We start from the raw sequence: 17,385 nt of genomic DNA on the forward strand, positions 1-17,385 counted from the left end.
AGGGAAATAAACGCGGCGACTGCGCTGTGCGAAATTGGATAAAGTTATCCGCTGGAAGGGTAAAAACCGATGAAGAGAGTGAGTATCAGTGACGAAGCAACGGATGCGCAGGACGCGGATATTGGATCGCGCCTGAAACGGATTCGTAAGGCGCGCAATATGACCATCACTGATTTGGCGCAGCTGGCGAATGTGTCCGCTGGCGCCATCAGCCAGATCGAGCGCAACCTGACCAATCCCACCGTGCGCGTATTAGAGCAGCTGCGGTTGGTGTTGAAAGTGCCGCTTTCAGCCTTCCTGGAAGAGAATCAAACCAATCTGCGCGGCGCGGAACATTATGTGCGTCGCGCCATTGAGCGGCCGCATTTTAATGTCGGCAAGCGCGGGATCTCCAAGGAGATGCTGTCGCCGTCAGGCGATCACGATTTGCAGTTTATGTTTATCAATGTGCCGCCGGGCGTGCGTTCCGATGAGATGTTGATGGGCAAGGGCGAGAAGGCCGGTTTGGTGATGGAAGGTGAGCTAACGCTGGAGATCGATGGCGACAGCGCCATCTTAACTGCGGGCGACAGCTTCCAGTTCCAGAGCCATTTACCGCACAACATTTTTAACCATAGCGCGAGTGAAGCCAGAGTGTTGTGGATCATGCACATTCCCTCTGAACATCATTTGTGATTTCGTCACCGAAGTGGCGTGCAGGACTTGAGACGATGCGCATAAAAATCAATGCAGTAGCAGACAGTGAACGCTTTCCCGAATCCGTTGATGTGATTGTGATTGGCGGCGGCATTATTGGCACATCGGTGAGTTACGAACTGGCAAAACAGGGCGTTTCCGTGGCGCTGTTTGAAAAGGGCGTGATCGGCGGCGAGCAATCCGGTCGTAACTGGGGCTGGGTGCGCCAGCAAAACCGCGACCTGTATGAGCTGCCGATGGCGATGCGCAGTTTGCAGCGTTGGGATGAGTTGAGCAGCGAAATCGGCCTCGATCTCGGCTTCTCGCGTCAGGGCATTACTTACGGCACGCAGAGCGAAACCGATTTGGCGCGCTGGGAAGCGTGGGGCAAACAGGCGCAGCAAATTGGCTTCGTTAGTCATCTGATGACCGCGCAAGAGACGCGTGAACGCATCGGCAACAATGCGCCGTGGATTGGTGGCGTGTGGTCGCCCAGCGATGGACGCGCGGAGCCGTCACTGGCGGCACCGGCGATTGCTACCGGCGCGAAAAACCTTGGCGCATCGATCCAGCAAAACTGCGCGGTACGCGGACTGGATGTTTCCGGCGGACGCGTGACCGGCGTCTGGACCGAGCGCGGACTTGTGAAAGCCAACCGCGTGATCTGCTGCGGCGGCGCGTGGAGTTCCCGCTTCTGCAAGCAATACGGCATCGAACTGCCGAGCGCCAATATTCTGGGCACCGCTTTCAAAACCACGGCGGCGCCTGAAGTGATCAAAGGTTGTCTCAGCACTGGCGGGTTGTGTATTCGTCGTCGTCAGGATGGCAGCTACACCGTGGCGCTCTCCGGACGCGGGCAGATTGACCTCGCACCGCAAAACATCCGTTACGCCACCAAGTTTTATCCAATGTTTCGCAGCAAGATCGCCAAAAAGCTGAAGATGCGCATTAATGGCTCGTTCTTCAACGGCCCGGAAGCCGCCGGTTCGTGGTCTAATCAAGGCGTGTCGCCGTTTGAGAAGATCCGCACCCTTGATCCGGCACCGGATAACGGCATTGTGCAGGAAGCGATGCAGGCGCTGGTGCAGCTTTATCCGGAGTTGAACGGCATCAAAGTGGATCACGCGTGGGGCGGCTGGATTGATACCACGCCTGATCTGGTGCCGGTGATTGATGAGATGAGTAGCATGCCGGGCTTGTTTATCGCCTCCGGCTTTAGCGGCCACGGTTTTGGTATCGGGCCGGGCGCAGGCTTGCTGTGCGCGCAGATGGTGAATAACAAACCGTTGTTCACCGATATGAAGCCGTACAGTCTGGCGCGTTTCGCCAAAGGTCAGGCGATCCGTGAACCGCAGATGATGTAATTACAACCCTACGATCGCACCGATATTTTTCCTGGTCGCCATTAATGGCGACCCTACAAAACCGTGTGATCATTCTGATGCGTATTCCGACCGTAGGGTCGTCATTCATGACGACCTTTCCGATAACCGCACAATACTTTTTCCAGGTCGCCATAAATGGCGACCCTACAAATCACACATCCAAACGATGAATCACGTTCACAAACTCATGTACGCCGCTGTTAATTTCCCGCAGGCTGCGTGACAACACGCTGATTTTATCCTGCTCGGTCACCACAAACTGCTTCACCTCATTGAGCTGCTGCTCCATCTGCGCAATCAAACTGGCGTTGTGTTCCACCACCTGCGTGATCTGTTTGGTGGCGCTGGAGGTGGATGCCGCCAAACGTCTCACTTCACCAGCCACCACGCTGAATCCGCGTCCCGCTTCACCGGCGCGTGCCGACTCAATCGCCGCATTTAACGCCAGAATATTGGTTTGCGAGGCAATCAGGTTGATAGTCTCGACCACCTCGCTAATGCTCTTCGCCGAGGCATTGAGTTCGGCACCAATTGCCGTCGCCGCATTCACCTGCACCGCCACCAATCCAGAGTTACGGATGGTTTCATCCAGCACTTCATTGGCGTTATCAGTGATTTGTGAGGTCTCTTCAGAGGTCGTCAGTGCGATGTCGGCTACGCGCTTAGCAGCTTCCACGCGCGCGGTGATATCCGAGGCGATTTTGATCACCTTGTAGACCTTGCCATCCGCGTCATAAACCGGGTTATAGCTGGCTTCAAGCCAGATACGCTCCCCGCTGGCGGTTTTGCGTTCGAAGCGGCCAACAAAGTGTTCACCTTTGGCCATCTTGCGCCAGAAGTCCGGATTTTCGCGGTAGAAGTTATCGAAGCAGAAAATACGATGATGTTGCCCAACAACCGCAGCCAGCTCATATCCCATGTGCTTGAGGAAGTTATTGTTGGCCGTGAGGATTTGACCATCCGGCGTAAATTCGATTACCGCCATCGAAAGGTCCAGCGCGGTGATCACCGCTTCTTTGTGCTCCAACTCCTGATGACGTTCTGTAATATCCGAAGCCACCTTGATCACTTTGTAAACATGGCCTTTGTCATCGCTCACCGGGAAATAGGTGGCGCTGAGATAGAAGCGCTGGCCTTGCTTATTGAAGCGCTCAAAAATGCCAGTTACCGATTCGCCGGACGCCAGCGTTTGCCAGAAGGCGAGGTAGTTGGAAGATTGGCTGTGTTGCGGGCTGCAGAAGATGCGGTGATGTTTCCCCTGAATCTCATTAAGCTGGTAGCCGGTGGTGGCAAGGAAGAGGTGATTGGCAGTAAGAATCTCGCCGTTGGGCGTAAATTCAATCCATGCCACATGCTGTTTGATCGCATTGATATCTTTAACCACATCGCCACTTTTATAAAACGGCAAGGTAAGACTCGACTTTTTCACACCAAACATGGGAAGCCTCAGGCGATTATTGTGCTGTTGAACGTAAGGCGTGCAGCACCAATCTGCTCACGTTCAGGACGTGTCGCTTAGGCTGCCCGCAGATCCCCTTCGCCGTACACTTCAAAGTGTCTCTGTGCGCCGCAGCGCCGCATGGGGGTATTTAATTAACCGACCTGATGTTTTCAAAAGTACCGATCAGAGCGTAGTCGAACTCTGCATCGTTAGTTATCGGCGGCCTTATTTAAAGGTTTAATTTAAATGCATGTAAAAGAGCTGTTCATAAACTTTGGTTAATTTGCCGCTGCAAACTGGCATAACGCCTCCTTCATGACTAAACAGTTAAACGTCCTTGATATTTTCCTTACGCATTCCTGATGCGATGTTGCGGGTTCGCTTGATGCGCGGACCTAACCTTTTGCCGGTCAGACGACGTAACTCTGGCCCATCACGGAGTTGATGATGAACAACCACAAATCTGCGCTTTCTGCTGTCGCCATCGCCACACTTAGCGCGTTGCTGACGCCTGCTCCCGCGCTGGCATGGGATAGCCTGACCGTGTTTGGCGATAGCCTGAGTGATAGCGGCAACATAGGCCGCTTTACCTTCGACGGTGCACAACATCCTTTATATGACGAGATTCTTGCCGCGCATTTAGGTGAGGACTTACAGCGTTCTACGTTGGGTGGCAGTAATTATGCGCAGGGTGGCGCGGTGTCAGTGCCGAAGCTCGACCCGGATTTAAACACCCAGGATCAACTGGCGGGTTATCTCGCCTCAACCGGCGGCCGCGCTGACAGCAACGGTTTGTACATACATTGGGTTGGAGCCAATGATATTGCCGCTGCCGTCACCAATCCCTTAACCGCCAGTGAAACCATCAGCAACAGCGCCAATCAATCGGTCGCACAGATCAAAACGCTGCTGGATGCCGGTGCAGGAGCGGTGATTGTGCCAACGGTACCGCAACTCGGTTCAACGCCTTATATGATCCAAACGGTGCTGCGCGTGTTGGGCACCGCAGCCACGCCAGCGATGGTGGCGGCGTTTCAGTCGCTGGATAGCGTCACCACGCCAGATAAAGCCGCGCGGCAACAGGCGGTGCAGGATGCGTTTACGCAAGCCGCGGGCGAAGTCTCTTCTGTTCCGGCGGTGCGCGACGCGCTGGCGCAGCAGCTTTACAGCGCATGGCAGGAACTCAGCGAGCAGGTTACTGCGCTCTCCGACGGCTATAACCAGCAGGAAGAAGTGGGGCTGGCGACATTGAATGGCAATATCGTGCGCGTTGATATCGCTGGGCTGTTTGATGAAGTGATTGCCAATCCGACGCAATATGGCTTAACCAACACCATCGGCATCGCGTGTCCGATTGGGACATCAGCGGATGAGTGTAAATCCAGCACGCCAGGCTTCTCCAGCGCGCAGGATTATCTGTTCGCCGATCGCCTGCATCCAAGTCCAGCGGTGCATGCGATGATCGCGGATTACATTCAGTCGATTCTGGATGCGCCGGCGCAAGTGGCGGCGCTGTCACAATCGCCACTGATGATGGCGCGCGACACACAAAACACGCTCGATGGGCATTTGCAGCAACAGCGTCAACAGCCTGCCAGCGCCGGACAGTTCACGGTGTTTGGCGGTTACGCCGGGCAACACGTCGATTATCAGGGCGACAGTTGGAGCAACGGCAGTGCCAACACGGCGAACTTAACGCTCGGCATCGGCTATCAGCTTACCGACAACTGGCAAACCGGCGTGCTGTTCTCCAACACCAATCAGCGCCAGGAACCTTCTTCCAACTACGATTACAAACTGCGCGGCAATCTGGTGGCGCTGTATAGCCAGCTGACGGTGCTTGATCAGGGCTGGATCAACGCCGATCTGCATTATGCCGATCTCGATTTCGATAGCATTGAGCGTGATATCCACATCGGCCCAGCCAAACGTACCGAGCAGGGCAGCACCAGCGGTAAACTGCTCGGCATGCGCGTGCAAACCGGCTGGACGCTGCCGCTAACCGAAAATCTCAGCACCGGACCGGTCGCCAGTTACGCGCTGGATTATGGACGCGTCGGTGGCTATAGCGAAAACAGCGACAGCAGCACCGCGATGCGCTACTCCGATCAAACTACCCATTCACAGATTGGCTCGGTGGGCTGGCGCATCGACAGCAAACAGTGGGTGGTGAATCCGTGGGCGCAGGTGAGTTACAACCATCAGTTTGGCGATACCGATTCAACGGTACGCGCCGGACTGAAATCGACCCGAACGTCGTTTGAACGCAGCATTGAGGCGCGTGATAAGAACTGGCTCGATCTGTCGTTAGGTGCCAACGTACCGCTGGCTGAAACGGTTAATGCTTTTGCCGGTGTTTCAACGGTTGGCGGCAATAGCGATTACCATCAGGTGACGTGGAACGTGGGTGTAAACGCCACGTTTTAAGCGTTCAGGCCAGCAATTGCTCGTTGCTGGCCTGTTAATGAATAACATCCACCAATGATTAATTTACATAGCGTTCAACCCTCTATTTCCGCATTTCTCCTCACATTTCGTGCCATGTAAATAAAGAAATTGCCTGCGATTAATCTGTAAATTGCCACGTTGCCGCTACGCTTTTTTCCATTAATCATATTGTTGCCTGGTATTTCCAAAAACGCATAACTAAATACCACCAGTATGACTGGTACGCATCAACACATTAATTTTCAATTACTTATACTCGATGGTGCAGTTACTTTCTCTTAATAATTAAGGGGTACACCATGGCGAATGCGTCCAGTAATACCAATCCACAAAATGCAGTAGCAGCGGCGGCTACCGTTTATCAATTTCGGGATGTTGCAGAATTAAAAGCAACAGAACCCACCGTCGGAGGCACGATCGGCACCGTGCTTGAGTACACCCGTGGCACAAAAAGTGGCGGAGGTGTTTTTGTTTACGATGCCACTGATACGACATCTGTGGATGATGGCGGGCTGATTTTTGTAACTGCGGGGAAAAAGCGCTGGAAGCGCGTGGTGTTAGATTACAACTCAGTAACTGTTTTGGATTTTGGCGCAGTGCCTGATGGCAAGACTGACTGCATCGAAGCCGTCAAACGCATGTTTACCTGGTCGCAACGCGTACTGCCATCGGCCGGGATTCGCTTTACGGCGGGCGTGTTTAGCATGTCGACATTCGACATCTCTGATAAAGAAATTAATCGTTTCAAAGTCGCAGGTGCGGCGGTTAACTTCGGCTATTTTCCAACCACAACATTGGTTTTCAACTGGGAAACCAAACCACGTGGTCAGCTCTTCTTTAAAGTGCAGGCGCGTTACGCGGAGATCTCTGGGATTGTTGTAAAAGGGATGAGTTCTAACAGCGGCGAAGATGGCGGTACCGCGTTTAACACCGTCGGCTTTTACGCCAACACCATTATCGGTGGTCAGTTCTTGCGTGTGAGCAGTATGGAGTTCCGTTATCTCGGCGGACGTGCGCTCGACCTCATCGATACGCTGGATTGTAAAATCGACCAGTTTTATTCCCGTGGCTGCCAAGACAGCATTGTCTACGCACGCTGGTCCGATCGCGAGCAAGGCGCATGGGATCACTCTACGGCAATTGAACTTTCGAACTTCAACTTGCAAGGCAACACCAAAAAGCCGGTGCTAGATTTGCCGCGCTGTACGCAATCCTTTATCCGTAACGGCTGGATTGAACACGCTGAATTTGCCGGTGATCTCACCAATGGCCAATGGGTGATTGAAGGACTGGCGATTGAATCCACTACCAATCCGCTAAAGCTGGGTTATTGTCGCGCTACCATTATTCAAAAAAGTATTCATAACCAAAGCGCCGGTTTCGATTATAGCACTGCAGGTATTGAACCCTGGACGTTAATTGGCGAGGGCGATCGTGGTGTGCTGGAATTTTCCGATTGGGGGATCATTGCGCAGGGCTCATTGAGTTACGATTATATTTCCTCGCAACACCACATGGATAATCGTACCGAAAATAATAAATGGTTTTATGTTGGCGAATTTAACTTCTCCGATGCGACCTCGCAGATTCACGTCCGTGTGGTGGGCAGTGCGCAATATAACTCCCAAAGCGAAACGCAAAAAACCTACAGCAATCGTACGCCGGAAGGCGCGACGAACATCTATTTGCAGGCGCGTGATGGTGCTAACACCATTGGCAGCTGGTACGGCGAAGGTTCAAGCCCGGTGGTGAAAGTGCATATTTCCGGCAATGGAGCGAGAACCAAACTTTATGTAAAAATCGCCGCTTATACCGGCTTCTCCACCGCATTGGTGACCACCAACGGTAAAGACCGCTATCAAGCCGGATTATGTTTTATCTTCCGCAAAAGCTTCACCGCTTGCAGCGCTGAGGAGAGTGCAACGCTGGATGCGGCACCGATTGTGGCTTTTGAACAACACTGGATTGGCAATAAAGATGTGGGCTTTGGCTACAACAATAACAAGGAATTACTTCTTCAAGGTACTTTAGTTTTAGGTGAACCTGAACAGTATGGACCTGGCCCCGGAGACTGGCGTACTCGTCGTTATTTAAAAGTGCGGGTTAATGGTGAAGAGTGGAGTATTCCATTAAACGATGCCAATAAGCCTTATATTTAGTTATTCAGCCAGCAACCTCCGTTGCTGGCTGAATTTAATCTCAATTCACGCCCGGAATATGCACCTCCGCCAACGTATCCCGCACTTCCCAGCCGCGTAATTTGCCCGGATTTAATAAGTTATGCGGATCGCAGGCGCGTTTCATCGCCACCACATCGGCACGTACCATGCCTTGTTTACCGTCTTCAATATGGATCACATGTGGGTTATTAATTTTCACGCCGTTCGCGCGGTAAATATCCATAATTGCGTTAAGGCGATCTTCGTCCTGATAACGTACCAGCGGCAAACCGCTACAGGTAATGGTGCCATTCATATCGCGCAGGAATTCAATGTGCGACATCACTTCATCGGATAATTCTGCTTCCAGCGCTAACGCTTGATGCTGGTAGTTATCCGCTGCGTAGGCGGTTTGCAGGTATGTCAGCGTCTTGTCGATTTTCAGCGCCTGCAACGTGGTATGGTTCCAGCAATATTCTATCAGCGAATGGCCGCTGTTTTCCCCTTCGGCAAAATGCAGCGCGTTGCGGCCCGCATGTTTGCTGAGAAGTGTAGGTAACAATCCATCGCTTTCGCTGCCAACCACAGAAATTACGCCATGCTTACCCGCCACATCGGCATCGGCCAGATCGCTGAAGTAATCGAGCACTGGCGCAGCGAACACCGCGATTTGTCGTTTCACCATGCCTGGCGATCGCGCAATCGCATCGGCAAAGGCCATTGCCGCCGCGAAATCATTAAAGATATCCAGACGTTCGATCCAGTCGTAACGCGGCGCCAGCGCCAGTTCGATCTCCAGCACAATACCGTTGCTGCCGTACGCGTGATGCAGCAGCAGCGCATCCGGCGCTTGTAGGGTGATAATGCGCGGCGTCTCTTCCATGGTCATTAGACGCACCGACAGCACATTGCCCGGCGCGGCCAGCGGACCGTAATTGATGGAGCCCACGCCGCCAAATCCGCCGCCAAACAGGCCGCCAAGCGTCGCCAGTTTCCAGGTGGAGGGCATGCAGCGCAGCTCCCAGCCAAGTGGACGCGTATGTGCTTCCAGATCGCCGAGCCGAATGCCCGCCTGCGCGCGCACCGTGCCGTGGCCGACGGCGGTCACCGCGTTGAGGCGCGTCATATCGACCATCAATCCACCGTGCAGCGGAATCAGCTGCCCGTAATTGCCGGTGCCGCCGCCGCGCAGATTGAGCGGCACGCGCTGTTTGGTGCAGGCCGCGACGATCAGAGCCAGCTCCTGCTCATCACGCGGACGCACCGCCAGCTCAGCAAACTTCTCTTCCAGCTGCGGTTTCAGTACCGGACTGAACCAGTGGAAATCGCGCGACAGACGTTTGACCTTCGGCGCTTCTTTGATCCAGTCGAGTTCAGGCAACGCCGCGACCAGCGCCGCCAGTGCAGACTGGCGATCGGAATCAGACATGTTTATTTCCTGTGGTAAAAGAGGGGGCCGTAGGGTCGCCATTCATGGCGACCTTCTCACCAGGTCGCCATGAATGGCGACCCTACGATGTTAGTTGGGGCTCAATTCACTCTCATGCCACGCCGCCAGTACGCGGCGCGTCAGCCACGACATCAGCGCGAACAGCAGGAAGCCCGCCAGTGAAATCAGCAGCAGCGCGGCAAACATCAGCGGAATATTGAGCTGATAACCGGCCTGCAAAATCTGGTACGCCAGCCCGGTATCGGTGCCGCCGGTACCGGCGACAAACTCGGCCACCACTGCGCCAATCAGTGACAAGCCACTGGAGATGCGCAGCGCGCCGAAGAAGTACGGCAGCGCCGAGGGAATACGCAGGCGCAGCAGAATCTGCATGCGCGACGCGTGATTGAGGCGGAAGTAGCTCAGCAATCCCGGCGACACGCTGCGCAGACCTTGCGTGGTATTGGAAATTATTGGAAACACCGCCATCAAGGTGGCACACACCACCAGCGACAGCGTGGTGTCTTTCACCCAGATGATGATTAGCGGCGCGATGGCGACAATTGGCGTCACCTGCAGGAACACGATGTAGGGAAAAAGGGCGGTTTCGATAAAGCGATTTTGCACCAGCAGAAACGCCACAATCGAGCCAATGACAATCGCCACCGCGAAGGAGATTACGGTGATTTTCAGGGTGTAGAGCAAGGACATAAACAGCGTTGGGAAATTCTGTACCAGGCTTTGCGCCACCACTAATGGCGACGGCACCAGAAACACTGGCACCTTGAAGGTGGTGACCAGAAACTGCCACAACAGCAGCATGGCGACCGCGACGATGGCAGGAAACAGCCACTGCTGAAATTGCCGATGGCTCGCTAACGGTTTCATCATTGACTCTCCTTACTCGCCGCCAGCAGGCCGCGTTGCAGCTGTTGCGCATAGTGCGTGAAATCCTGGCTGACGCGAAACTCATCGTCGCGTGGCAAGGTGGTTTCAATGCGAATGTCATCCACCACGCGTCCGGGCCGCGCCGCCATCATGATCACCCGCTGTGACAGGAACACCGCTTCCTGAATCGAGTGGGTAACAAACACCACCGTCAGTTTCTGCTCCTGCCACAAATCCAGCAGATCGCTGTCCAGCTTGTTGCGGGTGATTTCATCCAGCGCGCCAAACGGCTCATCCATCAGCAGCACTTTCGGGCGCGTGACCAGGCCGCGCGCGATTGACACGCGCATCTGCATACCGCCAGAAAGTTCGCGCGGCAATACGTGACCAAACTGGCCGAGGCCGACCAACTCAAGGATCTCGCGCACGCGGGTGTCCGCTTCGGCACGCGGCACGCCCGCCAAATCGAGCGGCAGACGCACGTTTTTGTGCACGTTGCTCCACGGCATCAGCGTCGCTTCCTGAAACACAAACGACAGCGGCAGATCGCGTTGATTCTCCCGCCGATCGCGGCGAAACAGCATTAACTTGCCATCGGTGGGCTCAATCAGCCCGGCGATCATTTTCAGCAAGGTGCTTTTGCCGCAGCCGGACGGGCCGAGCAGCGAGACAAATTCGCCCTGACGAATAGTGAGATCGACCGGCAGCAGCGCGCGCGTGCCATTGGGATAGATTTTCTCCGCTGACAGCACCTCAATCGCCGGTGGTGCCGCAGAACGCGGCACCGCTTGCGCATCGGGATGCAGCAGCGTCAGATGGCTGGCTGTATTCATGGCAGAACCTTGACGTCTTGAATGAATTTAAGCGTGTAGCTGCCGTCAAACGGCACTTTAGCGGGATCGATCAGCTTGGTATCGACCAGCAGCTGCCAGGTTTGCTTGAGGCGCGCTTCGGTCATGATGCCGATGCCGCCGGTTTGCGCATCGCCGCCGGTCAGCATCTGATATTTCTTCATCTGCGCGATGCCGAAAGCAATCTGTTCATCGCTCATCTGCGGGTTTTCTTTCTTGATCAGCACGTTGCCCGCATTTGGATCCTGCAGATAGTTTTTCCAGCCCTGCATTGATGCCTTCACAAACGCTGCCACCGCTGCCGGGCGTTTCTCGATGGTCGATTTCATGCAGACGATGCTGTTGCCGTACGGCGGATAGCCCCAATCGCTGATCGGATAGACATTGGCCTGCGCATTGGCTTTCTGCACCGCAAAAGGTTCGGAGGTGATATAGCCTTGCTGCACCAGATTTTTATCGGCGAGGAACGGCTGAATGCTGAAGGTGTAAGGCCGCACGCGAGCGTTTTTAAGGTTTAGCGCACTCTGCGCCCACGGCCAATATGAGGTGTAGGCTTCCGCCGCCAGCAGGAAGGTTTTGCCCTGCAAATCGGCCTGATTTTTCACATCCGGATGAGTGAGAAAGGCAATCGCCGAGTGCTGGAAGGTGGTGGCAACCGGCATCGCTTCAACGCCTTGCTGCCAGATTTCCAGCGCCTGCATATTATCGCTGATGATGCAGTCGGCTTGGCCAGCCGCCATCAGCTGCATGGTATGCACCTGCGGACCGCCCATCTTGATGGTGACGTCGAGACCGGCATCGCGATAGAGATTCTGCGCCTGCGCCTGGTAGAAACCGCCGTGTTCGGCCTGCGCATACCAGTTGGTCATAAAGGTGAATTTCTCCGCCGCCATGCTCGGGGCCGAGAGTGCCAGCGCAAGCGCGGCAACAGTGCTCAATGTTTTGTTCATCGTTATTCCCTAGCGAGGTGTTAAAAAGGCGGCGGCGTCGTTGTGGTCTAATACTTTACCTTGCCATTGGCCGGTGCCCCACGCCGGTTCGGCGCGCGTTACCCACGTCATTTGATGCACTTCGGTGATCACCTGCGCCCAGCTTTCTGCCAGCGAATCGAGGATCGCCGCGCCTTGCTCGGGCGTGGACGGCAAAGGATCGCCAATCACACCGCTTGGGCCGAAATCGTAGGACGCCCACGCCGCCATCGGTTTGTTGATCGACAGCGTCGGGCAGGGGAACTCCGGCGGATAGTTGGCGACGGCTTTGTCCATTTGCACGGTATCGGGTGCCAGCGCCAGCATCAGCGCGGTTTCCGCATGTCCCGCGTGCATCGCCATCTGCCGCTCTTTGTCATCCATAAAGCTTTCAGCGCAATTCGGCACTTTGAAGGTGTCTTGCATGATGATGATCATGTCGCCGTGACGCAGACGCAGCTCGCGCGCCGCCATCTGCAACGGCTGCGGCTGGCCGCCGTGGCCGTTAACCATCACGAATTTGCGGAAACCGGCGCGATAAAGTGATTCGCCAATCTCCAGAATGGTGTGCAGCAGGGTTTCGCCGGTCAGCGTCAGCGTGCCGGGAAAATGCAGGTGCTCATCTGATTTGCCGTAGGTAATCGGCGGAATGGCGTAAGCGGGGATCGCCGCGGGTAAGCGCGCCAGCGCATGGCCGACCACGCCGGAAGCGATCACGCTATCTACCGCGCACGGCAGATGCGGGCCGTGCTGCTCAATTGCGCCGGTCGGCAACACGATCACGGTGTTGGCTTTATTTTCCAGCGTGGCGATGTCGGTCCAGCTCAGGTACGGCAAAAAGCGGTTTGCCGGAATATAACCATGCAGCATTTCAACTCCTCGTGTTATTGCGGCAACCACGCTGTGGCTTCAACTTCAATCAAGACGTCCGGACTCGGCAGCATTTCGCTGACCTGCACCACGGTGGAAACCGGCGGCGCATCGGGGAAAAATTGCTTACGCACCCGGCTGTAATGGGGGAAATGGTCGAGGTTGCGGAAGTACTGCACCAGTTTGAAAACATCGCTCATCTGGCCGCCGGCGCTTTCGATGGTGGTGCGGATGCTCTCCAGCACGTACCAGCTCTGCGCCAGAATCGGTCCCTCTTTGATATCGGTGGAGAACTCGCCGGTGCGGCCAAGCAGCTGTTGCGCCGCTGCGGGAATGTCGTCGTAGCCGCGCACAATGGTGGCGGTTTGCGGGTTCACCGGAATAATGCCGGAGAGAAAAATGAAGTCGCCCGCGCGTCGCCACGCGGCATATTTCGCCAGCGGTTGTCCCGCTCCTGCATCAAGCGCCATCTGTTGTTTCTCCATAACGCACACCCATTTTCAGCCGATAGCGCTGACGTTGACACAACGGCCAGCTCGCCACATCGGCATGCGGAAAGATCACAAAATCATTCTCCAGCAGCGCGCGGCGTTGGCAGATCAGCGCCGATGCCTCATCAAATGCCGCGCCCAGTTGCAGGCTCAGCAAGCCGCTAAACAGCGTATCGAGCGGGTCGTAACTGCCAAACGGGCAGAACGCGTCCTGCACATTGTCAGCGCCAAGCAGCAGCGGAATGCCCAGCGCCTGCGCCTCTTTCACCAGCGTTAAACCGCGCAGACGCGGCGTGCGGCCAGGCACTGCATCCTGCAGCAGCAGGTTGGTGAGCGGCAGCGCAATCAACGTCACATGGTGTTGCGCCAGCACGGCAAGAATCTGTTGCGCATCATCCTGCTGCGACAGCGCGCAGCTGTGGCTGCAGGTAATCGCGCCGCTAAACGGATGCTGCTGCAAATAGTGCGCCAGCCAGCGTAATCCCTGCGCCTCAACGTTAAGTTCTTCATCAATATGCAGATCGATATCCAGCTGCCACAGTTCGGCGGCCTGCATCAGATGCTGAAACGCCTGCGCATCCCAGTTGCTGCTGTGAATAAAACCGCCTAACAGCGCGCCGGGACCGCTGGTCGCGACCTGCGCGGCGATATGCTGCGCATCGCTGGCATCGGCGAAAAAGGTCAGTGGCGCGAGGGCGACACGTTCAATGCTGCACAGCGGATGGTGCAGATCGCCAATCACTTGCCACGCTAATGGTGCATCGACGGAGAACCAGTCGATGTGGGTGCGCAGCAAACCAACACCGGCTTCCACCGCCCAGCGCAGCGCCTGGCTGGCGCGCTGCTGCAAATCTTCCATACTCCATTGCGCGCGGTCCTGATGCATGGCGGCAATTGCTGCAAGCAAACCGGGCTGTTGCGCCGGGCTGCGCTGGATGGTGAAGGTTTTATCCAGATGCGCGTGCGGCTCGATAAACGCGGGCAGCACCAGCGCACCATTCAGCGGCAGATAATCAGCGGGTGCTGCTGCGCTGTCGGGTTCGAATTGCAGGCCCGCAGCGTGGAAATGTAAGGTCGCCAGCTGCGGTTGATTATTTGTTTCAGGCCAGTTCTCTGGCAGCAGCCAGCGGGGTAAACGTGCGCCGGTCGCTCCCGGATAGCCGCTCATAGATCCAGCACCAGTAAAGGTGAGCGCGCACGCGAGCAGCACAACACGATGCAATCATTGGCCGTGCGCTCTTGCAGACTTAACACGTCATCACGGTGATCTGGTTCGCCTGCCAATACGCCGGTGATACACGAACCACACATGCCTTGCTCGCAGGAAAGCGGTAATTCGAGACCTGCATTCTCAAGCACTTCAGCGATAGTTTGTTGCTCACCCACGGCAAAGCGTGCGCCGGAGGAGGCGATCTCCACCTCGAACGCACCGCCAGCCGTCACCGTCGTTGTGGGTTGGAAGCGTTCGCTGTGCAGCTGTGCTGCGGTCCACCCGTGTTTTAAAGCGAGCTGCTGCAGATGATCCATAAACCCCACCGGGCCGCAGAACACCAGCGCCGAATTGTCTGGCTTAGTGAGATCGTCGGGCACCTGCTGGCGCAGGCTGTCGCCTTCGCTGCTGTAATGAATGACGACACGAGCGCCGAGATTGCTCAGGCGTGCGCTGAAAGCCAACTCGTCGGCGCGTTTCAGGTAAAGGTGCAGGGTAAAATCGGCCTGACGAGCCGCCAGCGTTTCGGCCATCACCAACAGCGGCGTCAAACCGATACCAGCAGCAAACAGCAGCGTGCGCGACGCTTGCGGCAGCGGGAAGTGGTTGCGTGGGGCGGAAATCTCTAAATCATCGCCGACATTTAATTGCTGATGCAGCCAGTGCGATCCGCCGGTTGAACGCTGATCCAGACGCACGCAGATTTCATAGTGATCGGCTGCCGCAGAGCAAAGCGAATACTGGCGTTTACCGCCGTCGGGAATAATCACATCAATATGCGCGCCGGGCGTGAAGGCGGGCAGCGGCTGTCCGCTGCCACTCGCCAGCGTCATTAATACATTGCCTGCACCGTTGAACTGCTTTGCGATGACGGTGACGGCGAGAGAGTTGGATTTCATCATCTTTCTGCCTAAGCAGGGATGTCATCGGCTGCGAGGCCGCGCAAACCCTTGTTTTTATCATGGCAGCGATTATTATTTTGCCCTTGTGTAAGCGTCCATCTGTTTAATTCGCATGATGCGTTGCAAAAAAGAGAGCACCCCTTATGTTCGCCTTCTCCCGATTTCTGCTCTATTTCACTGAAGTGGCCCGCCAGGGTTCGCTGCGCAAGGCTTCTGAGGTGCTGCATGTCTCGGCGTCGTCGATCGATCGGCAGATCCTGCGCGTTGAGGAACAGCTGGATATGCCGCTGTTCGAGCGCCATCCATCAGGATTACGTATGACCGCTGCGGGTGAGATCCTGCTAAATGCGGCAAAAAACTGGCAGCGGGATTTTGGCCGCGTCTGTACGCAGCTGGATGATCTGCGCGGGCTGCGCCACGGCCATGTGCATATCGCCACCATCGATGCGATTAATCGCGGTTTCTTTTCATCGATCTTGCAGCGTATTCGCAGCGACTATCCCGGCATCTCTTTCACGCTGACCACCATGAGCAATATCCATATCGCCAATGCGTTGACGTCGGGCGATGCGGATTTCGGCATCATGCTCAATCCGCAGAGTTCGCGCGAGCTGCTGGTGAAGTCATTTGCCGATTTACGCCTCGGTATTGTGGTAAGCAGCCAGCATCCGCTGGCCCATCTGGAGTCGATCCGTTTCAGCCATTGCGAATCCTGGCCGTTTATCGTGCCCGCCGCGCCGCTGATGTTGGCCGATCCGCTGGAAGCGCTGATCAACAGTTCGGGCATTAAGATCAGCGAAGTGGCGCGCACCAATAACATTCATATGCTGCGTTCGCTGGTGCGCGATGACGTGGGGATCAGCCTGATGTGCTGGCTGGATATCGTCGATGAATATCGGCGCGGCGAACTGAAGTTTATCCCGCTGATCGATACGGTGCTGAAGCCATTTACCCTGTCGCTGTGTGTTGCGCCGCAGCGCCAGCTTTCGATCGCGGCTTCCATGATGCTGCGCGAGCTGGAGTCGTTTTTTGCGCTGATGCAGAGTGAGGAGCTGCTGGCGTAAATGGTCGCCATGAATGGCGTAATGCCGATCAGTTAAGCACAGAGCGACTTTCGTTCGCCATGTGCTGAGGCAGTTGCAGCACCCTGGTGCGGCGACCGAGCAGAGAGCGCCTGGCCGCGCCCTCTGCACTCCCGGGCCCTGCGCCAGCCCAACCCGCCGCTTCGCGGTGCCTTCACTCATTCACGATTCCTGACGGACCGGCGGCGATTCGCTCCTGCTCAGCGCCACCTCTCGCCGCATCCATGCGGCTCGCCCTGGAATCCCTCAATCGTTCAGCGGGTTCGGATGTCACCTCAACACCCGCGCTGCTGCAGTAGTGCATTTCCCTGGCTCGCCATCGCTACAAATTCCGTAGGGTTGCCATTTATGGCGACCTGGTGCACATGAATGCGCACCCTACGAAAAAACCAATTCGGGCACGGTTATCACAGGCGGCGGTGTTGAGCGCCATCCGCAGCGCCGAGCGCAGAGTGACGGCCAGGATGAGCCGACAGGACGTCGGCGAAAGCGCGGATTGCTAAGGTCCGCGCCTTCGGACCTTAACCCGGCCGCCTGCTTCATGTATTCTGAAACTGCCAGATGCTTAGCGGGCGGAATCCCTGCG

At 55.9% G+C, this 17,385-nt stretch carries 14 protein-coding genes; 5 read left to right on the forward strand and 9 right to left on the reverse strand.

The window, feature by feature from the left end:
• Positions 1 to 69 precede the first annotated feature (69 nt).
• Positions 70 to 675, forward strand: a complete 606-nt coding sequence (locus tag VIJ98_RS21510) for a cupin domain-containing protein (protein ID WP_179452665.1) — start codon at positions 70 to 72, stop codon at positions 673 to 675.
• A gap of 35 nt (positions 676 to 710) precedes the next feature.
• Positions 711 to 2,039 (forward strand): FAD-binding oxidoreductase, encoded by a 1,329-nt coding sequence (locus VIJ98_RS21515; RefSeq protein WP_323271423.1) that lies wholly within the window; start codon positions 711 to 713, stop codon positions 2,037 to 2,039.
• 172 nt (positions 2,040 to 2,211) lie between these two features.
• On the opposite strand, the gene VIJ98_RS21520 is transcribed toward VIJ98_RS21515, so the two are convergent.
• Complete coding sequence (locus VIJ98_RS21520) at positions 2,212 to 3,498, reverse strand: PAS domain-containing methyl-accepting chemotaxis protein (protein ID WP_323271424.1); 1,287 nt, start codon at positions 3,496 to 3,498, stop codon at positions 2,212 to 2,214.
• A 450-nt stretch (positions 3,499 to 3,948) separates the two neighbouring features.
• Here VIJ98_RS21520 and VIJ98_RS21525 point away from each other — a divergent pair, with 450 nt between their 5' ends.
• On the forward strand, positions 3,949 to 5,928 hold the full coding sequence (locus tag VIJ98_RS21525) for an autotransporter domain-containing protein (RefSeq protein ID WP_323271425.1): 1,980 nt from the start codon (positions 3,949 to 3,951) through the stop codon (positions 5,926 to 5,928).
• Positions 5,929 to 6,248: 320 nt separating this feature from the next.
• Positions 6,249 to 8,108 (forward strand): hypothetical protein, encoded by a 1,860-nt coding sequence (locus tag VIJ98_RS21530; protein WP_323271426.1) that lies wholly within the window; start codon positions 6,249 to 6,251, stop codon positions 8,106 to 8,108.
• 40 nt (positions 8,109 to 8,148) lie between these two features.
• Here VIJ98_RS21530 and VIJ98_RS21535 read toward each other — a convergent pair whose 3' ends face one another.
• The 8 genes from VIJ98_RS21535 to VIJ98_RS21570 form a co-directional block, all read right to left on the reverse strand.
• A complete protein-coding gene (locus tag VIJ98_RS21535; protein ID WP_323271427.1) occupies positions 8,149 to 9,537 on the reverse strand; it encodes an FAD-binding oxidoreductase in 1,389 nt (462 codons plus the stop codon).
• A gap of 90 nt (positions 9,538 to 9,627) precedes the next feature.
• Positions 9,628 to 10,428, reverse strand: coding sequence for an ABC transporter permease (locus VIJ98_RS21540; RefSeq protein ID WP_008110749.1), 801 nt, complete (start codon positions 10,426 to 10,428; stop codon positions 9,628 to 9,630).
• Positions 10,425 to 11,258, reverse strand: a complete 834-nt coding sequence (locus tag VIJ98_RS21545; protein ID WP_179452658.1) for an ABC transporter ATP-binding protein — start codon at positions 11,256 to 11,258, stop codon at positions 10,425 to 10,427. Before VIJ98_RS21545 ends, VIJ98_RS21540 begins: the two co-directional genes overlap by 4 nt.
• Entirely contained in the window at positions 11,255 to 12,226 is a 972-nt protein-coding gene (locus tag VIJ98_RS21550) for an ABC transporter substrate-binding protein (protein WP_323271428.1), read from the reverse strand. Before VIJ98_RS21550 ends, VIJ98_RS21545 begins: the two co-directional genes overlap by 4 nt.
• Before the next feature lie 9 nt (positions 12,227 to 12,235).
• Positions 12,236 to 13,114 carry a creatininase family protein gene (locus VIJ98_RS21555; RefSeq protein ID WP_323271429.1) on the reverse strand — a complete coding sequence of 293 codons (879 nt, stop codon included), beginning with the start codon at positions 13,112 to 13,114 and terminating at the stop codon, positions 12,236 to 12,238.
• Positions 13,115 to 13,128: 14 nt separating this feature from the next.
• On the reverse strand, positions 13,129 to 13,584 hold the full coding sequence (locus VIJ98_RS21560) for a RidA family protein (RefSeq protein WP_061719502.1): 456 nt from the start codon (positions 13,582 to 13,584) through the stop codon (positions 13,129 to 13,131).
• Entirely contained in the window at positions 13,574 to 14,773 is a 1,200-nt protein-coding gene (locus tag VIJ98_RS21565; RefSeq protein WP_323271430.1) for an amidohydrolase family protein, read from the reverse strand. Before VIJ98_RS21565 ends, VIJ98_RS21560 begins: the two co-directional genes overlap by 11 nt.
• Positions 14,770 to 15,717, reverse strand: a complete 948-nt coding sequence (locus VIJ98_RS21570) for a PDR/VanB family oxidoreductase (protein ID WP_323271431.1) — start codon at positions 15,715 to 15,717, stop codon at positions 14,770 to 14,772. The genes VIJ98_RS21565 and VIJ98_RS21570 overlap by 4 nt, the downstream gene beginning before the upstream one ends.
• A 143-nt stretch (positions 15,718 to 15,860) precedes the next feature.
• Between VIJ98_RS21570 and VIJ98_RS21575 the strand changes: the two genes are divergently transcribed.
• A complete protein-coding gene (locus VIJ98_RS21575) occupies positions 15,861 to 16,781 on the forward strand; it encodes a LysR family transcriptional regulator (RefSeq protein WP_008109635.1) in 921 nt (306 codons plus the stop codon).
• The last annotated feature ends 604 nt before the right edge of the window (positions 16,782 to 17,385 follow it).

It is taken from the genome of Pantoea sp. S18, from assembly GCF_045689705.1.
GTDB classification, from domain to species: domain Bacteria; phylum Pseudomonadota; class Gammaproteobacteria; order Enterobacterales; family Enterobacteriaceae; genus Pantoea; species Pantoea symbiotica.

Bases quoted from the DNA above. Each gene is read 5' to 3' on its own strand.
- VIJ98_RS21530 (WP_323271426.1), top strand. From the start codon at position 6,249: ATGGCGAATGCGTCCAGTAATACCAATCCACAAAATGCAGTAGCAGCG.
- VIJ98_RS21545 (WP_179452658.1), bottom strand. From the start codon at position 11,258: ATGAATACAGCCAGCCATCTGACGCTGCTGCATCCCGATGCGCAAGCG.
- VIJ98_RS21515 (WP_323271423.1), top strand. From the start codon at position 711: ATGCGCATAAAAATCAATGCAGTAGCAGACAGTGAACGCTTTCCCGAA.
- VIJ98_RS21555 (WP_323271429.1), bottom strand. From the start codon at position 13,114: ATGCTGCATGGTTATATTCCGGCAAACCGCTTTTTGCCGTACCTGAGC.
- VIJ98_RS21540 (WP_008110749.1), bottom strand. From the start codon at position 10,428: ATGATGAAACCGTTAGCGAGCCATCGGCAATTTCAGCAGTGGCTGTTT.
- VIJ98_RS21565 (WP_323271430.1), bottom strand. From the start codon at position 14,773: ATGAGCGGCTATCCGGGAGCGACCGGCGCACGTTTACCCCGCTGGCTG.
- VIJ98_RS21575 (WP_008109635.1), top strand. From the start codon at position 15,861: ATGTTCGCCTTCTCCCGATTTCTGCTCTATTTCACTGAAGTGGCCCGC.
- VIJ98_RS21570 (WP_323271431.1), bottom strand. From the start codon at position 15,717: ATGATGAAATCCAACTCTCTCGCCGTCACCGTCATCGCAAAGCAGTTC.
- VIJ98_RS21550 (WP_323271428.1), bottom strand. From the start codon at position 12,226: ATGAACAAAACATTGAGCACTGTTGCCGCGCTTGCGCTGGCACTCTCG.
- VIJ98_RS21560 (WP_061719502.1), bottom strand. From the start codon at position 13,584: ATGGCGCTTGATGCAGGAGCGGGACAACCGCTGGCGAAATATGCCGCG.
- VIJ98_RS21510 (WP_179452665.1), top strand. From the start codon at position 70: ATGAAGAGAGTGAGTATCAGTGACGAAGCAACGGATGCGCAGGACGCG.
- VIJ98_RS21520 (WP_323271424.1), bottom strand. From the start codon at position 3,498: ATGTTTGGTGTGAAAAAGTCGAGTCTTACCTTGCCGTTTTATAAAAGT.
- VIJ98_RS21525 (WP_323271425.1), top strand. From the start codon at position 3,949: ATGAACAACCACAAATCTGCGCTTTCTGCTGTCGCCATCGCCACACTT.
- VIJ98_RS21535 (WP_323271427.1), bottom strand. From the start codon at position 9,537: ATGTCTGATTCCGATCGCCAGTCTGCACTGGCGGCGCTGGTCGCGGCG.